We start from the raw sequence: 17,452 nt of genomic DNA, 5'->3' as shown, positions 1-17,452 counted from the left end.
GACCTGGACGCGGCTCAGTTCCTGAGGCGCGCCGCGTCGCGAAAGCCACGACGCTTGTGCGTCTGACAAAGCCCAATGCTCATAAAGCCGGATCAGGTCCGGCCGGTGTGTGGCGTAGGTGCAGTATGACGATGTGAGCCGCTACACCGTGCGCGTCGTAGCCGATTGCGCGGGCTTCGGGTCTCGCGCCGGCCCAACTGCGGCCTGCTTTCGAATGGCTGGAAGGTTTCCAGTCTGTCCATAGGCTCGGAAGAAGTCGGACAGTTTGACATGGCCGGTCAGTTGCAACTCCCTTTCCCAGCACTCCACTGCCCGGTAGAGCGCATGAAAAATCTCCTTTCGGGCGGTTTCTTAAGACGCTCGCCACGCCATGAGGCAGTGGGGGCATCGGTGTGCGTCAGGTGCTTCTGCCCATGCAGGATTCCAGAACATTGATGAAATCGTTTGTTTCGATGAAAGGCATCCACACTTTGGATAGTTGACCACGCGTTTCAAAGGTCGTGAACTACATCTCCTCGTTGTGCTCGACGCACTCCCGACAGAGCGCAACCTCACGGGCGCGGCATGCAGGATCCGAGCCCAGCCGGTCATGAGTGCGGCCTTGCCGGGTCGGGCGATAGGCAGTCATGCCCTGCCCTTCCTGCGGGTCAAGCACTCCGAAAAAACATTTCCCCCATAAATGCTAGATCTTCCGTTGCCTTTTCGCGTCACAGGCCGTCAAACGCCCGGCCGTTCACAACAGTGATCCGGCAAGTGTTTGGCTGCGCGAGACGATGCTGCAGGGAGTCGTCCTGCATGGCACTTCGCTATGATGCTGCGGTGCCGTCTAACGGCGCCTCGTGCTTGAACGCACTGAACGGCCACCGCGATCGAAATCGATGGTTCGAGGACCGTTGATCATCACCCCGCCAGCCTCGATCTTGTTTGCCGCCACGAGAGCGACACAGAGACTGCTGGTGAAGATGCCCGCCTGCCCGCTATGTTCCGGATGGTTGACCATCCCGGATGGACCCATCGAGGGTGTCAAGGCGAGCATGAGCACAGGCGCGAACAGTTCACGGGCAGGCGCGACGGTGGCCGCAAAGCAACGTCGCGCCAGCATGCGATCTCAGCAGGATCGGCACCATCCTGTCAGGGAGCAATGCGAGTGGCTGGCTTAGCCGCTGCGACGCTGCCCGGCATCGATGACGAGGACCTGGCGCCGTGCGAGGAGCAAGAGTAGACGGATAGTATGCGCGGGAGTGGCGACCGACCACCTTGTTTCTAAGGCAGACTGAAAGCGGCTCTTACCGGGCGGCTACGCTGTTTCAGAGACTGGGGCGTCGTGCACATCCAGCCGATACTCTTTGTTGCGGATTGCGAACCGATTGCATTGCCGCAGTTACTGGCATCATGTTAACGCGTCGGACGGCGACATTGGCGAGCACGGTTTTGTGGCCGCAGTTGACAAAGCCCATAAGTTCTAGATGCTGCGTGCTAGAATAGATGTTTGAAATCGCAGGGAGTTTCTGATGTCCAACCTTAAGGAAACTGAGGCAACCCAGGCAGCAGGCGAGGTGCCCGTGAAGGAACAGACACCCGATATAAAGGCGCCGAAGACGCGGAAGCGGACCGCGCAGCGCGCAGGTGCTATACGAACCAGCGCCGCCAGCTCGGCTCTTCAGGCGTCTTCATCTAAAGCGATCGCTTCGCCTACAGTCCGGGTAGCGCGGAGAAATTACTCTGAGAACGAGCGTGCCCAGAAGCTCGGCGAGATCGAGAAGCAGATCGGACGGGGAGAGAGTATCAAGGCAGCCGTTCAGAACGCTGGAATATCGGAACAGACGTACTATCACTGGAAAAGGGCTGCTGGGCAGACAACACAGAGCGATGAGCTCAAGGATCTTGTGAAGCTTGAAGAAGAGAACGCCCGTCTGAAGAAGCTCCTCGCTGACCGGCTCCGGAAAGAAAACGCCGAGCTCAGGAAAAAGCTCGGGCTTGCTTGAGCCCTTTGCCGCCATAGGCAAAAAGCCCGAGGGGCGACTGACCTGAGCTCCAAGGTGACCTTCCTTTCTTCCTGTGACACAGCGTCGCGCCCCAGCAGCCGATACTGGCGCAACGAGCTGTTTCGACCTGAGACCGGGCAGCCGGCAACTGAAGACGTTCTTGACGAACGCGCCCAGCCGCTCCCGCCGCCAGTGGTGATCGAGCTGGAGGTCGCCGGCAAGGTGCGGCTGCGGATTCCACTGACCACGCCGCCAACACTGGCAGCGGCGATGGTGAAGGCGCGGGGCGTGTCATGATCCCGGTCCCGAGCCAGGTGCGGATCTGGTTGGCGGTGGGCCGGACCGATATGCGTCGCGGAATGCAGGGTCTCGCTCTGCAGGTTCAGGAGACATCGGGCCGGGATCCGCATTTATGCGTCGGGCGAGATTATGTGGCGGAGCCGCCCTGACCCCTTCGGACCGGCCAAACCCAGCTTGCCTCCGCCACATAAAGATTCAGATGGAGTTCAGCAGTTGCAGAACGGAGTCATTTGGTCGGAAACGCACGCCGTGATCGCCGGTGACGCCCGCCTTCTCGAGTCCATTGCGCATCATCTCTACATCCGCTGTGGCATAGCGGTGGGTCGTGGCGACCCGTGCATGCCCGAGCCAGGCTTGGATCGTCAAAAGGTCCACGCCGGACTGGAGAAGCTTCATGGCGAGGGAGTGCCGGAAGATGTGCGGCGATATGGGCTTGTCGGCCAAAGCCGGTCTGGTAGGCCCGGCGCTCGTTGCGGGCGCCGAGGAATATCGGTCGCGGCTCGTGATGGGCGATCCCGCGCTGGCTCAACAAGGATGTCAGCGCCCGCAGCCGGGTCCTTAGCAATGGGGACGACGCGGTCTCTACGCCCTTTGCCGCGCAGCAGCACTTGTGGGTGCGGCCGCTCCAACTGAAGGTCGTTTGCGTTGACGCCGGTGGCTTCGGAGGCCCGGGCGCCGGTCCGTGCCAAGAAGAGCAGAAAGGCTCGTCGCGCCGACCACGGGGCGTCTTTGGATCGGGCGCCGCGATGAGGGTGTCCACTTCGGCCGTGGTGAGGTGGTACGTCACGTCAATGTGCGTCCGTTTAATGGGAATCGTCAGCACGCGTTGGGCGACGCCGAAGGATGCCGGGTCGGCGGCAGCGACGTGGCGGAAGAAAGATCGGATCGCGGCCAAGCGGGCGTTGCGCGTGGTGACGGAATTGTTCCGCTTCTCCTCGAGTTCGTCGAGAAAAGCGAGAACGAGATCTCGATCAGCTCTTCGAGCGCCAACGCCGCCGGCTTCTTCCGCAATCGGGCGGCGGCAAAGAGGATCAGCATGCGCAAGGCATCGCGATAGCTGGCCACGGTCGCGGGAGTCGCATTGCGCTGCTTCGTCAGGCGCCGGCGGAAATAGGACTCCAGGAGCGGCGCTAGGAGTAGGTGTTCGCATGCTGCTCCTTGAGCGCGCCGCCATCGAGTGCCACCTCGGCTTGATCATCAGATCAACGAGGCGTTGACGGTGGTCGAGGCGGATATCGCGGTGCATGCCCACTAGATCCGACAATCCGTCGCCTGATGACGTTGCCTCCGACGTCACCGTGGGTGCGAACGTTGCCGCGGCAATCGGCAACATTCGGCGCTTCAGCGATCCACAGAGGCTTGTCGCCTACCTTGGCTTCTTCCGAGCGTGCGGCAGTCGGTGAGGGACCGGCCTATCATGGCCGCATCACGAAGCACGTCTCCTGAATCGAAACCTCTATCCGATCGACGAACGCCTCAAGTCTCGCAGGCGAGCAGGGCCGGGCGGGTCCAGATGTAGTCGGTATCCTAATCATCGCCGAGCGTGTTTAGCTTGGGTCGCGCAGAAAGGTGGATGGCGTGAGCGCGCTGAGATGGATCGCCATTTGGACTAAACGACGGGACGGCTGACTGGTATGCGCGTTCAATTGATCTGGCGCCTTAAATGCAGGAAGGCTTCGCGGCCGGTACGAGGCGCATCCCTCCTCCGAAGCAGCACGCCCAAGTATCATCACAAGCCCCGAGCGCTCGCGTTCGGCGATGTCCAATTTCCGACAATGTCGGAATACAGTCAGATCTGCTGGATTGACTTTAAATGGTTTTCTCATTTGGCACAGCGCATGCTGGTTATCCGCAAACACGTGACCGACCAACAAGAAGTCGCATGATCACCTCACCAAAACATACAGCCGCGGAACAATCACTTGGCCCGAACTTGCTTATCGCCCTCCCCGTCACCACAACCGGAGCCATCCATGTCTGACGGGCTGCCCAGGATACCTACTGCGACCGCGCTTGCCCGGTGACGACCGCTCCGGCTCCGCCCGTTACCGACGAGGCAAAGTGACGGATTTCCTGCTTTTCAACGACATGGAGGTGGTTGTCATTCCCGCTGGGGGACAGACTCGGCCTGTTCAAGGCATTGCGCGAAGGCGGCAAGATGACGGCCACCCGTGCGCGAACTCAAGGAGCGCAGCCTGTATCGTGTATCAGGCAAATAGGCCGTCGGTCAGTGACCTTGACACAGGGGACATGCGCAAGGTCCTGAAGTTTGATGTAGCGATAGAAGGGTGCCAATGACAACAATAGCTTACAGGAACGGAACCATGGCTGGCGACGGCCGAGCCTTGGGTTTTGACTCAGTATCCGTCGGTGAGAAAACGAAGGTGTTTCGCTTATGCGACGGCACACTCATCGGCGTTTCCTCTTCGTCCTTGGGTATTCCAAAGGCCGTTCGAGACTGGGTTGAGAAGGGCATGGATGTTTCTGATATTCCTGTGCCGCGCAACGACGACAATTTTGAATTTGAGGCGCTGATAGTGCGCAAAAATGGGGAAGCCGTATTGTTGGACGGCAATTGGCTGCCAAGTGATCCCGTGAAAGGTGAATATTATGCCATCGGGAGCGGCAAGCAGTATGCTTTGGCCGCGCTGGTTTTGGGCAAGTCAGCTAAGGAAAGTGTCGAAGTTGCCGCGAAACTCGACGTTTGGACTGGTGGCACAGTCACTGCCATAACTCACTAAACCCGCCTTTCGGCGGGAGTGTGACAGTGCGAGCGTGGAAGTAGGGCGCCACCCCGGGGCACGTCGAGCCCTGTCATCTGCTTGCGTTGTTGGACATGTGAGCTGGTCCATAAGCGCGCGAAAGCGTCCAGTTGTGGCCAAAAGCACGATTTGCGACAGAACCGGCCCGCTTCTATGAGTATGGGCCGCTTTTTGCGGCCAGCGTGCTTGCCATCCTGCCGCCAGTGGCCGTCGCCTTCTTCTTCCAAGGTTACCTCGTCATGAAGTAGAGCACCACGATCTTGTCGGAGAAATCGGAAAGGCGGACGGCCCTTCCGTCCGCGTCGGCCAGTTCGAAAGGCGGCGCGGCCTGCTCGTCGATCGCCTGGAAGAACCTCTCCGCGCTGTCCCTCATCTTGTCGAGATCGGCGCCCGGATGGTGGGCCAGCGCGGAGGTCGCGAGGATCAGCGCCAGAAATTGAATCGCAAGCGACGGTTTCGCTTTCATGGACAATGCATTCCGGTTGGGGGCGTTCGAGGGCTCCGCGGCTAGGATTGGTCTCACTGTGTCTGCTCCCGCTCCCGGCGGCTCATCTGCCTGATAGGCGCGTTCCCGCTCGGGCCATGTGCTTTTGATGAAGGCCAGAACGGCCCGGATCTCCTCGTCGGTGAGGACATTCCCGAAGCCCGGCATGTCGCTCTGGTAGCCGCCGCCGACGACCGCGGCCGGTCCCGGCGCCGGCATGCGTCCCGAAGGCAGCGGGCTTTCCAATCGCGCTGACCTTCGCCTGGCTAAAACCGTCTTGCCTAGCGCTATCGCCGCGGCCGGGGCGCCGCCACCGGCCATCCGGTTGGCGAGCCAAGGCAATGTCCAGACCAATCCGAGGCCTGCCGCGGCCACGCATCGATAAGAGGACCGACGCCCTTCTCCTTTGCCGCCGCTGGAGAACAGGTACTTGATCAGCGCGGCCGTCCCGAGGACGAGCACGACGACGACAAGCAGCCACACCAGGCCCATGCCGAACATCATCATGCCGCTCATGCATTCCATCATCGAAGCCTCCTATTCCGTGGCGTAGACGCCGCCGGTCCCGTCAGACTTCCGGATTTCGAGAATCTCGAAGGGCGCTTCCTTCGTGCCACTCATGCCGGGGGAGCCCATCGGCATGCCGGGCAGCGTCATGCCCTTTGATGTCGGGCCGCTCGGTCAAGAGCTTGTTGACCGTGCCGACCGGCACATGGCCGCTCACCACATAGCCGTCGATGAACGAGAGAAGGCAGCCATCGGCTTCCGGCGGAATGCCCTCTTCGCGGCTCATGGCGAAAAGGTCGTGAGTCGGCCTTGACGGTGACAGCGAAGCCGTTTCCTGCAAATAGCCGGCATAACCTTCGCAGCAGCCGCATTGCGGGTTCTTGTAGAGCGTGACGTCCTTTCGCCGGCGAACGCCGGAGCGGCGCCTGACAGGATCGAGGCGAGGACAAGAGCTATCAGGGTATTGGACATTTTTGCTTCTCCTTCGGCTTGTGGACTGGTCAGGCGACCGGCCGCCTGGTGTTCGAGAACGTGGCAGTGGAACATCCAATTGCCGGGATTGTCGGCGACGAAGGCGATCTCGACCTTCTCGCGCGGCGAAACCAGCGCCGTGTCCTGCCATTCGCGACGTGGGGTGGGCTGGCCGTTGCGGGAAATCACCCGGAAGGAATGGCCGTGCAGATGGATCGGATCATGCCACGCGGTTGCGTTGGTCGTCGTGGCGATGACGTGGCTCTTATTCCGCAAGAGCGTCAGCCCCGGCTTCATGTCGTGATTGGCCTCGTCGGCGGCGACGCCGTTGATGAACCAGGCGGTGCCGGAATTCATCGTCCCCGGACCCATGCTTTCACCCATGTCCTGCGCCACCATCTCGCCCATCATGCCGCCGGTGAAGACGACTTCGTTGCGGGACGCTGTATCGAGGTCCGGCTCCGGCAGCGGAATGGTCGGCAGGTTCAGCGGCCAATCAAGCACACGTGCCCTAAGCGGAGTGTCGGAATAAACAAGATCGACGAGCTCATATTCCAGCCCCTCGTAGAACCGGTCGAAGATCGAAATCCGGCTGCCCGGCTTGCCTGTCATGTCGAGGATCAGATCGGTGCGCATTGCGGGACCCAGCACCACCCGCCTCCGGCGCGTGTGGCGTCACCGGCTGGCCGTCGAGCGCGATGACGGCCGGCCGAAAACCCGTGAAGTCGGGACTGAAGATGCGTGCATTGGCGGCGTTGATCAGCCGCAGCCGGATGCGCTCGCCCTTTCTGACCGCAAAGGTATCCGGCACGCGGCCATTGATGGTAACCGTGTTGCCGACGCGGCCATCGTGGTGAATGTCGTGCCGGTTGCCGAGATCCTCGCTGATTGCGCCAGATTTCGTCAGCCCCCAGTCACCGAGCATCCAGGTCACCTCGCGATCGGCCCGCACCGCCGCCGGTTCCTCGATGATCAGCGGACCATAAAGTCCGCGCCCGACCTGTTCGAAGCTCCTCTGGTGCGGGTCATGCCAGAAGGTGCCGACGTCGACGGCGTCGAACTCGTAGACGAAGCGCTCGCCCGCTCCAATCGGCTTCTGCGTGAGGTGAGGCACGCCATCCATGGCATGTGGCACACGCACGCGATGCCAGTGCACGGTCGTTTTCTCGGCAAGGCCGTTCTCTACCTCGACCCGCACGCGCTCGCCCTGACGGACCCGGATTTCCGGGCCTGGAACGGGCCTTCGGCGCGCAATCGAGCCCGGTTCACCCGGCCCAATGGCGTCCACTTTGGGGGCGCATGCACTGCAGACCCGCTGGACCTGATCCGGGAGAGAATGGGCGCGGCGATTGGAATAGCTATGAAAGCGCATCGGACCGTGGAACTGCGCGCGCAGACTTTCGGAGGAAGGCTCGCTTTTAAGCGTTATCGTGCAACTCTGATCGTTCTTCGCCTTGGCGGGTGCCGCGGAAGAATCCGGGGTTCTGCGAGCGCTCCGAGAACACCTGCGGTCGATCCTATACCACAATCTCGCGAAGCTCGATGCTCTCTACAAACGATGTCTTGGATTCTCACGCCCTTATTTCAGCACTTCGCTCGCTTGCCCGACTCGGCCGCGGTCAGCCTTCACCGCCAATTTTGGCGCAGCGACGTTCCTATCGGGTCAGGCGAAGCTTCTTGAACCTGCCGCTCTCTCGTTGCCCTGGCACGATTAATCGTCCTCTCAGTCTCGTCATTGGCGGAGTCGCTCCTAAGGCGCGCGCCGGCGAGTTCGAGGAGCGCGTGGCTATCTCCTCGGTCCAGCCGGATTCCGCTGCGCGCTCAGCCAATTCCTGGAAGGCCGATTCCAAGGCGAGCTGGCATTGAAGGCCGCGGTTCGGATGGTCGACTGGGCAGCTTGGTTCCACGATCGCAATGCTTGATCGCTTCATTGCAGGCCATGGGCTCTCGTCTCCTTTTGCCACACGAGGCGCCAGCTCACGTGTTGTTGTTGGCGTGCGCCCCGGCAACCGCTTTCACCAGCCGCTCCAGCGATCCCGCGCGCTCCAGCTCCGCAAAGAATGATGCGGCGTGACGCTACCCAGCCGGTGCTTCTCGGCCAATTTGCACACATAGGGATAGTCGACCATGAAATCGGATCGAGGCGAGGCGTTGGACGTTTCAGTCTTGGTCTGAATGCCGCCGCCCACGAGCCGATCGGCCTTCTCGATGATTTGGCGCACCCTCGTTGTCGACAAGCCATGTTCCTGAGCCAGGTCGGCGAAACTCTTGCCCTTCAGAAAGCCGTCGACCAGGGCTATGTTCCTATCGACGGTCGGCTAAATCCCAGCAGGCGCGCAGTTTTCCAGCATCATTCCGTTTGTTCATCCGCTTGTCCGCGCCCCCTGCAAATCCTACCGGGCCAAATCGGTGCTAGGAAGACCCACTCATGTCATGCCTCGGGAAAGTACCAGGCCGACGGTCATGTGAATACGAAAGATGCTGGCGATCACCATGATCGTTGGTGACCGCTGACCTCCCGAATGTCGGCTTCGACGGCACACCGGGAGCTCTCGGCAATGTTGAATAATTCCGTTTGAAGATGGTTGACTTCGTCGTCGAGGCTCGATCCATCAGGATCGGTATCGACGATTCTATATTTGAGGAACCCAAATTCGTTTGGTTCGCGCAATTCGCTGTACGGCGTATCATCGCAAGCGCGGGATTGCGACATCCTGCGAAGTGCCCGCGTTGCTGGAATCGATTTTGCGGAAGTAAAAAGGCCCCGGCGCTGGGTCGGCGCGCAGGGCCTTCAGGCATGTACGAGCTACCAGCATGTCCAGTTATGATCGTGCGCTATCATAATGAACAAACGGTGAATGATCGCTATCCGAGGTGCAGGGCGGGCGAGATGGTGGGGCGGTGGGGGACCTGTACCGCTGCAGCAGGGCCACGAGCAGCGACTCGAGCCATGCGCTACGCTGCAGGACCTCGATTTCGGGCCAAGCCTCGAGCCCGCAACTCGCCTTGCTTCTCGGAAATCATAAGGCTTTGTGGGGCGGTTAAGCAGCGCGATATGGCCGCGGCGATACGAAGTTTTCATCTTTACCCTGTTCAGACGGTCAGGCTGCCTTCGCCGCCGGCTTGGCTGCCTTGACACGGGTTATACTGCGGCGACCGTCGACGCCGATCGGAACGTCACCGTCAACCGTAGCGCGACGCACAACCCGGTGCTGGTCGCCATAGTCGTTGACCGCATAATGCTGGGTAGCACGGTTGTCCCAGATAGCGACGTCGCTTACTTGCCAGCGCCACCGCACGGTATTTTCCGGGGCAGTGACGTAGGACTGGAACACCTCGTAGAGTTTGGCGGAATCGCTCTTGGAAAGGCCGACGAGGCGCTGCACGAAATTGCCGAGCAGCAGCGACTTCTCCCCGGTTTCGGGATGGACGCGCACGACCGGATGCTCGGTCTCGTAGATCGTCGATGTGAAGACTTCCTCGAAGTGCCTCTTCTCTTCGGCTGTGGCGCGCGGGCGCACGGCTGCGTAGTCGTAGGCATTGCTATGAATAGCCCACAGATTGTCCGCCAATATTTTGAGCGGCGCCGGCAGATTCTCGTACGCGGCGTGCGTGTTGGACCAGATCGTGTCGCCCCCCGCCGCCGGAATGACGACGCCACGTAGGACCGAGAATTTCGGATAGGCATCGACGAAAGTCACATCGGTATGCCACTGGTCTGCCCTGCCACCGCCACGGCCGGAATCGAGATTGAGGATTGAGGCCGTGCCGGCTGCCGGCCCCTGCGTGGGATGAGGTACAAGGTCACCCAGACGCCGCGCGAACAATTCCTGCTCCGCATCGTCGAGATGCTCCTGGCCGCGGAAGAAGATCACCTTGTGTTTTAGAAGAAGCTGGTTGATGGCTGCTATCGCTGCATCCGAAAGGTCTCCGCCAAGGCGAACGCCTCTGATTTCAGCTCCGACACGGCTGGTCAGCGGTACAACGTCGGAGTCAAGAATGGTCCGGTTGACAAGGAGTGGATTGCTCATGGGTTCTCCTGTTTGATCTTGAAAGGATAGCAAGTCACATCCGGCCAGCGGATGTCCGCGCTGCGTTGAAAAGTCTCATCGCTAGTCGACAGAGCTATCGAACAGGATAATTGACGTAAACTATAGAAAGAATGTTCTAATTTAAACTGGCTCGACGAAAGAGCAGTCTCCGTTGCTCCGGTCTCGGTGTTGAGTTCTCTAAGGCTGCGCCACACTTTGGTCCCCACGCCGGCATATGATCTCATTGTGCAGCCCCGTGCTCGCACGCCCCGTAGTGGCGAAACTAATTGCAAGCTGCTGCAACACGCCCCCCTGGCGGCCTGCACCGAAACGACGACAGGGGTGCATCTGATTAGCCGTGAAACCAGGTCTCAAAAACCATCCGGCGTGACGAGCGGACGCACCGCACGTGTGACACCCGCCTTGTGGGGCAGGGTTGCCTTTCTCAATCCCGGCGTTGGTCGACGTCCCAATGAGCAGCAAGCTATTATCGGCCGCCGAATCTGGTGGCTTCGTCGAGAGCCTCAATCAACCAAGCGGCGAAAGCCTCGCTAGAGTCTCGCCCGCCTGTCGCTATGAAGCAGTTGCAGGCAGCGCTGCTTCAGGCGCATGAACTCGCCCGATGCAATGATTTCCGTTGCCCTGGGTCTTTCGAAGGGCACTGTTTCGATTCCCTTCTTCTTCGGCGCGCTGCTTGATGCCGACATACGGTTTCTTGACCTGCCGCCTGAACGGCTGCCGAAGCGGGTCCCCCGCCAGCGACCCCGACAATCCACTGTTCCGCAACTGCTGAAGAGCCGACTGCGCTCGCATCCCGATGCTGCGCAATGGCACTATGCCGACATTCTGGAGACCGCAGCCGCATGAGCCTCGAGACGTTCCGCCGACCGTCGACAAAGGCGTCCTCTCGCCTGCGTCCGCCATTTGCGTCAGTGCTCGATCTGATTGGGGAGACGCCGGTCGTCGAACTGAAGAGCTTCGATACCGGCAGGTGTCGTCTCTTCGTCAAGCTCGAAAGCCAGAATCCCGGCGGATCGATCAAGGATCGCATTGCGTTGTCGATGATCGTTAATGCCGAACAGCGTGGCCAGCTCGCGCGGGGCGGTACAATCATCGAAGCGACCGCTGGCAACACAGGGCTCGGCCTGGCCTTCTGGCGGCACGAAGCGCGTGATCGCGTGTCCAAAAGCTGACAGCGTCAGACAAATGTCAGGTTCATTACAACCAACATCTGGGCACTGTCGAGGTTTTTCGAAGCAATGGGCGCTAACTGCGCGCTGAGCGCGTTGGCATGGTTTTTGACACTGAGTGACTGTGACTGCACTCAATGGGGCAAGACGAGCGATCCGCTCCTCCCTGAACCCGTGTGCCGTCTCTGAGAGGAAACCAGCTCGTGCAGAAACCTTTGGAAATAGCTTTGGACCGCAACGTGGTATTGCAGATGGAGTCCCCGGCTCCTTCGATTAAAGTCGAGAACTGGCTGCGTGGCGAGCCCCTCACCAGCTTTGAGCCCGGCAAAGTGTGCATAGTCGAATTTTGGGCAACTTGGTGCGGCCCATGTGTGGACGGGATGCCCCATCTGATCCAGCTGCAGGAGAAATACAAGGACAACGGCGTTGAGATCGTCGGAGTCGCGGCTTCTGAAGACGCTCCAACGGCCGACGAGGCCCGAAGCACGTTGGACGCTTGGTTGACCGAAAAATTCCCGAATCTGAACTATCGGATCGCATTCGACTCCACAGGCGAAATGGACAAGCTTTGGATGGGGCCCAGCTTTTCTTACGGGGTCCCGACCTCGTTCGTGGTCGACCGAGACGGCCACATCGCCTTTATCGGTCATCCCACGCAACTCGATGAGGTTTTGCCGAAGGTGCTTAACGGCAGCTGGCGCACCAGCGATCAGGCAAAATCCGCCGATACGGAGCGGATTGCGGAAGGCGAAACCATAGCGCGCGAACAAGCGCTGACCAAGCCCATATACGACAAACTTCGGCCGGCAATGGAGGCCGAGGATTGGAAGACGGCGCTCTCGGCGATTGAAGAAGGCATCGCCTTGATACCGGACAAACTCAACTTCCGAGTGAGTCATGTCAATCTGTTGCTTCACAGAATGCGCGACATGCAGGCCGGCTTGCCCGTAATGCGCCAATTCGTTCGCGACGCGATCGACAGAAAGTCCGAGGAATGGATGTATTGGGCGCTATACCAACTCTTCGCGCCGGGCTTTGATTATTCCGGCTTTCCGTCTGCTGAGCGCTTCGCGATGGGCGAAGAGCTGTCCAAACACATCGTGGCACTGCCGCAAGGCGGCGGCTCTAAGTTCCTGTCTTATCCGGTGGTCGCTCAGTACTATCATGAGAGCGGCAACAAAGATCGCGCCATCGAGTTGCTCGAGCAGACACTGAAAGCGCTGGAAGGTCCGGAGCCTGTCTCGGACGACCTGAAACAGCACCTTCTACCCGAGTTGCTGCAGGCTCTGGCCAACTACAAGGGTGAGAAGGTTTGTTACGGCGCTCTCTGTGTGGCTCCGCAAGAGGATTTTCCCAAAAGGTGAAAGGGGGCGGCCAAGGAGGAAACCAAAGAGGGGCGATAGTCGAATGGCTTACTGGCCAATTCGTCCATTTCCCTGACGTGGTTGTACAAATAGGCCGGCCCAGGCGTCCAGCCCAGCCTCGCCGTTATCCGCAAACACGTGACCGAGCAAGGAGAAGACGTGCCTGATCAACTCACCAAAACATACTGCCGCTAAGGGTCTCCCGGACCCGTCAAAGATGGCACTGGAGTAAGGCTGGCAACATGAAGCTCGGCGCTGCCCACCGATCCACCTGCGCCCACAGGCGGGGAAGACGGGGGACGCAGCCGACCGCCTGTCTCTGCGCCAGGCAAGAACCGAGGACAGGACGATGACGGACATGACGCCATCTGCGACGAAGGCCGCGCAGACGAAAGCGGCAGCCGTCAAAAATCCGTCCCTGACCAATATTTGGCGAACCCATAGCGGCTTTGCCGCGCAAGGCCTCTACGATCCGCGCAACGAGCACGATGCTTGCGGCGTCGGCTTCATCGTCAACATGAAGGGCGTGAAGTCGCACCAGATCGTCGAGGACGGCCTCGCCGTGCTCGAAAACCTGACGCATCGCGGCGCCGTCGGCGCGGATCCGCTGATGGGCGACGGCGCCGGCGTGCTGGTGCAGCTGCCTGACCGCTTCTTCCGCGAGGAGATGGCCAAGCAAGGGGTCGAACTGCCCAAGCCCGGCCACTACGCAGTCGGCCATGTGTTCATGCCGCGCGATCCTGAGCTTCAGGCGCATATCGAAGGCATAATCGCCGAGGTGGCGCAGCTCGAAGGCCAGCCGCTGCTCGGCTTTCGCGATGTTCCGGTCGACAATTCATCGCTGTCCAAGGCGCCGGATATCGCGGCCTCTGAACCGGTCCAGCGGCAGGTGTTCCTTGGCCGCGGCGCCGAGATCGAGAGCGACGACGATTACGAGCGGCGGCTCTACATTCTGCGCAAGGTCGTTTCCGGTCGCATCCATGAGGAGACCAAGGGCGTCGACAATGGCTTCTACGTCGTGTCGATGTCGTCGCGAACCATCGTCTACAAGGGCATGTTCCTGGCCTATCAGGTCGGCGCCTATTACAAGGACTTGACAGATCCGCGCTTCGAGACGGCGCTGATCCTGGTCCACCAGCGTTTCTCGACCAACACCTTCCCGTCGTGGAAGCTGGCGCATCCCTATCGTATGGTCGCCCACAATGGCGAGATCAACACGCTGCGCGGCAACGTCAACTGGATGGCGGCGCGGCAGGCATCGGTCGATTCCGAACTGTTCGGCAACGATATCTCGAAGCTGTGGCCGATCTCCTATGAAGGACAGTCGGACACCGCCTGCTTCGACAACGCGCTCGAATTCCTGACGCAAGGCGGCTACTCGCTCGCCCACGCCATGATGATGCTGATCCCGGAAGCCTGGGCCGGCAACAAGCTGATGGGTCAGGACCGCAAGGCCTTCTACGAGTATCACGCAGCCCTGATGGAGCCGTGGGACGGGCCGGCGGCGGTTGCCTTCACCGACGGCCGCCAGATCGGTGCCACGCTCGACCGCAATGGGCTGCGGCCGGCGCGCTACATCGTCACCGACGACGACCGCGTCATCATGGCCTCGGAAGCCGGCGTGCTGCCGGTGCCGGAGGAAAGGATCGTCAAGAAGTGGCGGCTGCAGCCCGGCCGCATGCTGCTGATCGACCTGGACAAGGGCCGCATCGTTTCCGACGAGGAGATCAAGTCGGAGATCGCGACCAGGCACCCCTACAAGAGCTGGCTCGCCAACACCCAGCTCATCCTCGAGGATCTGAACCCGGTCGAGCCGCGCGCCCTGCGCAGGGATGTCTCACTGCTCGACCGCCAGCAGGCGTTTGGCTACACCCAGGAGGACACCAAGCTGTTGATGTCGCCGATGGCGACCACCGGCCAGGAAGCGGTCGGCTCGATGGGCACCGACACGCCGATTTCGGCAATGTCGGACAGATCGAAGCTGCTCTACACCTATTTCAAGCAGAACTTTGCCCAGGTCACCAACCCGCCGATCGACCCGATCCGCGAGGAGCTGGTGATGAGCCTGGTGTCCTTCATCGGGCCGAGGCCCAACATCTTCGACCTCGTCGGCAATTCGCGCCGCAAGCGGCTCGAAGTGCGCCAGCCGATCCTGACCAATGGCGATCTCGAAAAGATACGCTCCATCGGCCACACCGAGGACCGCTTCGACACCAAGACGATCGACATCACCTACGCGTCGAACGAAGGCGCGGCCGGCATGCAGGGTGCCATCGACCGGCTATGCGAGCGCGCCGAGGCGGCGGTCGCCGGCGGCTATAACATCATCATCCTGTCCGACCGTCAGCTCGGGCCGGACCGTATCGCCATTCCGGCGCTGCTGGCGACGGCGGCCGTTCACCATCATCTGATCCGCAAGGGGTTGCGCACGTCGGTGGGGCTCGTCGTCGAGTCCGGTGAGCCGCGCGAGGTGCATCATTTCTGCTGTCTTGCCGGCTATGGAGCCGAGGCGATCAACCCCTATCTCGCCTTCGACACGCTGCTCGACATGCACAAGCGTGGCGAGCTGCCGGCGGAGGTCGACGCCTATGAAGTCGTTACCCGCTACATCAAGTCGATCGGCAAGGGCATCCTCAAGGTGATGTCCAAGATGGGCATCTCGACCTATCAGTCCTATTGCGGCGCGCAGATCTTCGACGCGATCGGGTTGAAGTCGGACTTCGTGCAGAAGTATTTCACCGGCACCGCGACCCTGATCGAAGGCGTCGGGCTGGACGAGATCGCCGCCGAGACGGTCAGCCGCCATACCGACGGCTTCGGCAACGACCCGGTGCTGCGCAACAGCCTCGAGGTCGGCGGCGAATACATGTTCCGCATGCGCGGCGAAGCGCATATCTGGTCGCCCGATGCGGTCGCCACCTTGCAGCACGCCGTGCGCCAGGGCTCATGGGAGACGTTCAAGGACTATTCCGCTCAGATCGACAGCGAGACGGCGCAGGCGCAGAGCATTCGCGGCCTGTTCAAGATCAGGCTCGCCGAAGAAACCGGCCGCAAGAAGGTCACGCTCGACGAGGTCATGCCGGCAGCCGATATCGTCAAGCGGTTCTCGACCGGAGCGATGTCCTTCGGCTCGATCTCCAGGGAAGCGCACACCACGCTGGCGCGCGCCATGAACACCATCGGCGGCAAGTCGAACACCGGCGAGGGCGGCGAAGAGGCCGACCGCTACCTGCCGCTGCCGGGCGGTGGCAAGAACCCGGAACGTTCGGCGATCAAGCAGGTCGCTTCCGGACGGTTCGGCGTGACGGCGGAATATCTGGTCAACTCCGACATGATGCAGATCAAGGTCGCGCAAGGCGCAAAGCCGGGCGAGGGCGGTCAGCTGCCCGGCCACAAGGTCGATGCCACCATCGCCAAGGTCAGGCATTCGACGCCGGGCGTCGGCCTGATCTCGCCGCCGCCGCATCACGACATCTACTCGATCGAGGATCTGGCCCAGCTCATCTACGACCTCAAGAACGTCAATCCGGCGGCGGATGTGTCGGTCAAGCTGGTGTCCGAAGTCGGCGTCGGCACGGTTGCGGCCGGCGTCGCCAAGGCGCGTGCCGACCACATCACCATATCGGGTTATGACGGCGGCACCGGCGCTTCGCCGCTGACCTCGCTCAAGCATGCCGGCAGCCCGTGGGAAATGGGCCTTGCCGAGACGCACCAGACGCTGGTGCTCAACGGCCTCAGGTCGCGCGTCGCGCTGCAGGTCGATGGTGGCCTGCGCACCGGCCGCGACGTCGTCATCGGCGCGTTGCTCGGCGCCGACGAATTCGGCTTCTCGACCGCCCCGCTGATCGCGGCCGGCTGCATCATGATGCGCAAGTGCCATCTCAACACCTGCCCGGTCGGCGTCGCTACGCAGGATCCGGTGTTGCGCAAGCGCTTCAAGGGCACGCCGGAACACGTCATCAACTTCTTCTTCTATGTGGCGGAAGAGGTGCGGGCGCTGCTCGCCGAGATGGGCTACACCCATCTCGACCAGATCATCGGCGACACCGATCTCTTGGAAAAGCGGGCGCTGATCCAGCATTGGAAGGCGCGCGGGCTCGATTTCAGCAAGATGTTCTTCAAGCCCGATGCCCCGCACGAGGCGGTGCATTGGACCGAACGGCAAAAGCACCCAATCGACGATGTGCTCGACCGTAAGCTGATCGAACTCGCCAAGCCGGCACTGGACGCCAGGCAGCCGGTCAGCATCGAGCTGCCGATCCGCAATGTCGACCGTTCGACGGGTGCCATGCTGTCGGGCGAGGTGGCAAAGCGCTTCAAGCACAAGGGCCTGCGCGAGGACACGATCTCGGTGAAGC

17 protein-coding genes and 3 pseudogenes are annotated in these 17,452 nt (G+C 61.0%); 10 read left to right on the top strand and 10 right to left on the bottom strand.

The annotated features are described in order from the left end of the window. Window positions 1-121: 121 nt before the first annotated feature. Window positions 122-326: pseudogene (locus EN885_RS32560) on the bottom strand (acyltransferase); the annotation flags it as partial. A 152-nt stretch (window positions 327-478) separates the two neighbouring features. Here EN885_RS32560 and EN885_RS33975 point away from each other — a divergent pair. After that, a pseudogene (locus EN885_RS33975) lies at window positions 479-604 on the top strand (LysR family transcriptional regulator); the annotation flags it as partial. Between the two features lie 222 nt (window positions 605-826). On the opposite strand, the gene EN885_RS32550 reads toward EN885_RS33975, so the two are convergent. Next, the gene (locus EN885_RS32550; protein WP_063169403.1) at window positions 827-1,102 is read right to left on the bottom strand and encodes a hypothetical protein; all 276 of its coding nucleotides are present in this window, start codon (window positions 1,100-1,102) and stop codon (window positions 827-829) included. 409 nt (window positions 1,103-1,511) lie between these two features. Between EN885_RS32550 and EN885_RS32545 the strand changes: the two genes are divergently transcribed. The 3 genes from EN885_RS32545 to tnpB are packed head-to-tail and all read left to right on the top strand — an operon-like array spanning window position 1,512 to window position 2,434. Next, the gene (locus EN885_RS32545) at window positions 1,512-1,985 is read left to right on the top strand and encodes a transposase (protein WP_128244309.1); all 474 of its coding nucleotides are present in this window, start codon (window positions 1,512-1,514) and stop codon (window positions 1,983-1,985) included. Window positions 1,986-2,039: 54 nt separating this feature from the next. Then, window positions 2,040-2,282, top strand: a complete 243-nt coding sequence (locus EN885_RS34570) for a transposase (RefSeq protein WP_245458167.1) — start codon at window positions 2,040-2,042, stop codon at window positions 2,280-2,282. Then, window positions 2,279-2,434 carry an IS66 family insertion sequence element accessory protein TnpB gene (gene tnpB, locus EN885_RS34805; protein ID WP_095488107.1) on the top strand — a complete coding sequence of 52 codons (156 nt, stop codon included), beginning with the start codon at window positions 2,279-2,281 and terminating at the stop codon, window positions 2,432-2,434. Before EN885_RS34570 ends, tnpB begins: the two co-directional genes overlap by 4 nt. Before the next feature lie 46 nt (window positions 2,435-2,480). Here tnpB and EN885_RS34800 read toward each other — a convergent pair whose 3' ends face one another. Both EN885_RS34800 and EN885_RS34795 read right to left on the bottom strand, forming a co-directional pair. Beyond that, window positions 2,481-2,729, bottom strand: coding sequence for a tyrosine-type recombinase/integrase (locus EN885_RS34800; protein ID WP_236372574.1), 249 nt, complete (start codon window positions 2,727-2,729; stop codon window positions 2,481-2,483). Beyond that, window positions 2,678-2,974 carry a hypothetical protein gene (locus EN885_RS34795; protein ID WP_281033164.1) on the bottom strand — a complete coding sequence of 99 codons (297 nt, stop codon included), beginning with the start codon at window positions 2,972-2,974 and terminating at the stop codon, window positions 2,678-2,680. Before EN885_RS34795 ends, EN885_RS34800 begins: the two co-directional genes overlap by 52 nt. Between EN885_RS34795 and EN885_RS34560 the strand changes: the two genes are divergently transcribed. Together EN885_RS34560 and EN885_RS32520 are read left to right on the top strand one after the other, a co-directional pair. Then, entirely contained in the window at window positions 2,968-3,342 is a 375-nt protein-coding gene (locus EN885_RS34560; RefSeq protein ID WP_245458166.1) for a hypothetical protein, read from the top strand. The two genes, EN885_RS34795 and EN885_RS34560, sit on opposite strands and share 7 nt — an antisense overlap. Window positions 3,343-4,609: 1,267 nt before the next feature. Next, window positions 4,610-5,026 (top strand): hypothetical protein, encoded by a 417-nt coding sequence (locus tag EN885_RS32520; RefSeq protein ID WP_063169404.1) that lies wholly within the window; start codon window positions 4,610-4,612, stop codon window positions 5,024-5,026. A gap of 250 nt (window positions 5,027-5,276) precedes the next feature. Here the strand turns inward: EN885_RS32520 and EN885_RS34925 are convergent, their stop codons facing one another. The 6 genes from EN885_RS34925 to EN885_RS32480 form a co-directional block, all read right to left on the bottom strand. Then, the gene (locus EN885_RS34925) at window positions 5,277-6,047 is read right to left on the bottom strand and encodes a redoxin domain-containing protein (RefSeq protein WP_245330000.1); all 771 of its coding nucleotides are present in this window, start codon (window positions 6,045-6,047) and stop codon (window positions 5,277-5,279) included. A 52-nt stretch (window positions 6,048-6,099) separates the two neighbouring features. Further along, the gene (locus tag EN885_RS34550) at window positions 6,100-6,324 is read right to left on the bottom strand and encodes a DUF411 domain-containing protein (RefSeq protein WP_236372580.1); all 225 of its coding nucleotides are present in this window, start codon (window positions 6,322-6,324) and stop codon (window positions 6,100-6,102) included. Continuing rightward, the gene (locus EN885_RS34545) at window positions 6,321-7,160 is read right to left on the bottom strand and encodes a multicopper oxidase domain-containing protein (RefSeq protein ID WP_245493190.1); all 840 of its coding nucleotides are present in this window, start codon (window positions 7,158-7,160) and stop codon (window positions 6,321-6,323) included. Before EN885_RS34545 ends, EN885_RS34550 begins: the two co-directional genes overlap by 4 nt. Next, complete coding sequence (locus EN885_RS34540; RefSeq protein WP_245458163.1) at window positions 7,057-7,707, bottom strand: multicopper oxidase domain-containing protein; 651 nt, start codon at window positions 7,705-7,707, stop codon at window positions 7,057-7,059. Before EN885_RS34540 ends, EN885_RS34545 begins: the two co-directional genes overlap by 104 nt. A gap of 817 nt (window positions 7,708-8,524) precedes the next feature. Beyond that, on the bottom strand, window positions 8,525-8,746 hold the full coding sequence (locus tag EN885_RS32485; protein ID WP_126104965.1) for a hypothetical protein: 222 nt from the start codon (window positions 8,744-8,746) through the stop codon (window positions 8,525-8,527). A gap of 864 nt (window positions 8,747-9,610) precedes the next feature. Further along, entirely contained in the window at window positions 9,611-10,540 is a 930-nt protein-coding gene (locus tag EN885_RS32480; protein WP_126104964.1) for a TauD/TfdA family dioxygenase, read from the bottom strand. A 609-nt stretch (window positions 10,541-11,149) separates the two neighbouring features. Here EN885_RS32480 and EN885_RS32475 point away from each other — a divergent pair. From EN885_RS32475 to gltB, 4 genes and pseudogenes are all read left to right on the top strand, one after another. After that, complete coding sequence (locus tag EN885_RS32475; protein WP_126104963.1) at window positions 11,150-11,407, top strand: hypothetical protein; 258 nt, start codon at window positions 11,150-11,152, stop codon at window positions 11,405-11,407. Continuing rightward, window positions 11,404-11,691, top strand: a pseudogene (locus EN885_RS32470) (pyridoxal-phosphate dependent enzyme); the annotation flags it as partial. The gene EN885_RS32475 and the pseudogene EN885_RS32470, both read left to right, overlap by 4 nt. Window positions 11,692-11,981: 290 nt before the next feature. After that, the gene (locus tag EN885_RS32465) at window positions 11,982-13,094 is read left to right on the top strand and encodes a TlpA disulfide reductase family protein (RefSeq protein ID WP_126107345.1); all 1,113 of its coding nucleotides are present in this window, start codon (window positions 11,982-11,984) and stop codon (window positions 13,092-13,094) included. Window positions 13,095-13,443: 349 nt separating this feature from the next. Next, window positions 13,444-17,452: glutamate synthase large subunit (gene gltB, locus EN885_RS32460; protein WP_128335253.1), on the top strand; the 4,009-nt coding region annotated here is incomplete at its 3' end.

Origin of the sequence: Mesorhizobium sp. M6A.T.Cr.TU.014.01.1.1, assembly GCF_004022765.1 — a bacterium.
In the GTDB taxonomy this organism is placed as follows: Bacteria; Pseudomonadota; Alphaproteobacteria; order Rhizobiales; family Rhizobiaceae; genus Mesorhizobium; species Mesorhizobium mediterraneum.
The sequence above is the reverse complement of the archived record's forward strand: the minus strand, read 5'-3'. Positions and strand labels throughout refer to the sequence as shown.

What these genes read in the sequence shown, in the direction of transcription:
- EN885_RS32550 (WP_063169403.1), bottom strand. Translation starts at nt 1,102, where the DNA reads ATGCTGGCGCGACGTTGCTTTGCGGCCACCGTCGCGCCTGCCCGTGAA.
- EN885_RS32545 (WP_128244309.1), top strand. Translation starts at nt 1,512, where the DNA reads ATGTCCAACCTTAAGGAAACTGAGGCAACCCAGGCAGCAGGCGAGGTG.
- tnpB (WP_095488107.1), top strand. Translation starts at nt 2,279, where the DNA reads ATGATCCCGGTCCCGAGCCAGGTGCGGATCTGGTTGGCGGTGGGCCGG.
- EN885_RS32520 (WP_063169404.1), top strand. Translation starts at nt 4,610, where the DNA reads ATGGCTGGCGACGGCCGAGCCTTGGGTTTTGACTCAGTATCCGTCGGT.
- EN885_RS34925 (WP_245330000.1), bottom strand. Translation starts at nt 6,047, where the DNA reads ATGAGCGGCATGATGATGTTCGGCATGGGCCTGGTGTGGCTGCTTGTC.
- EN885_RS34550 (WP_236372580.1), bottom strand. Translation starts at nt 6,324, where the DNA reads ATGAGCCGCGAAGAGGGCATTCCGCCGGAAGCCGATGGCTGCCTTCTC.
- EN885_RS32480 (WP_126104964.1), bottom strand. Translation starts at nt 10,540, where the DNA reads ATGAGCAATCCACTCCTTGTCAACCGGACCATTCTTGACTCCGACGTT.
- EN885_RS32475 (WP_126104963.1), top strand. Translation starts at nt 11,150, where the DNA reads ATGAACTCGCCCGATGCAATGATTTCCGTTGCCCTGGGTCTTTCGAAG.
- EN885_RS32465 (WP_126107345.1), top strand. Translation starts at nt 11,982, where the DNA reads ATGGAGTCCCCGGCTCCTTCGATTAAAGTCGAGAACTGGCTGCGTGGC.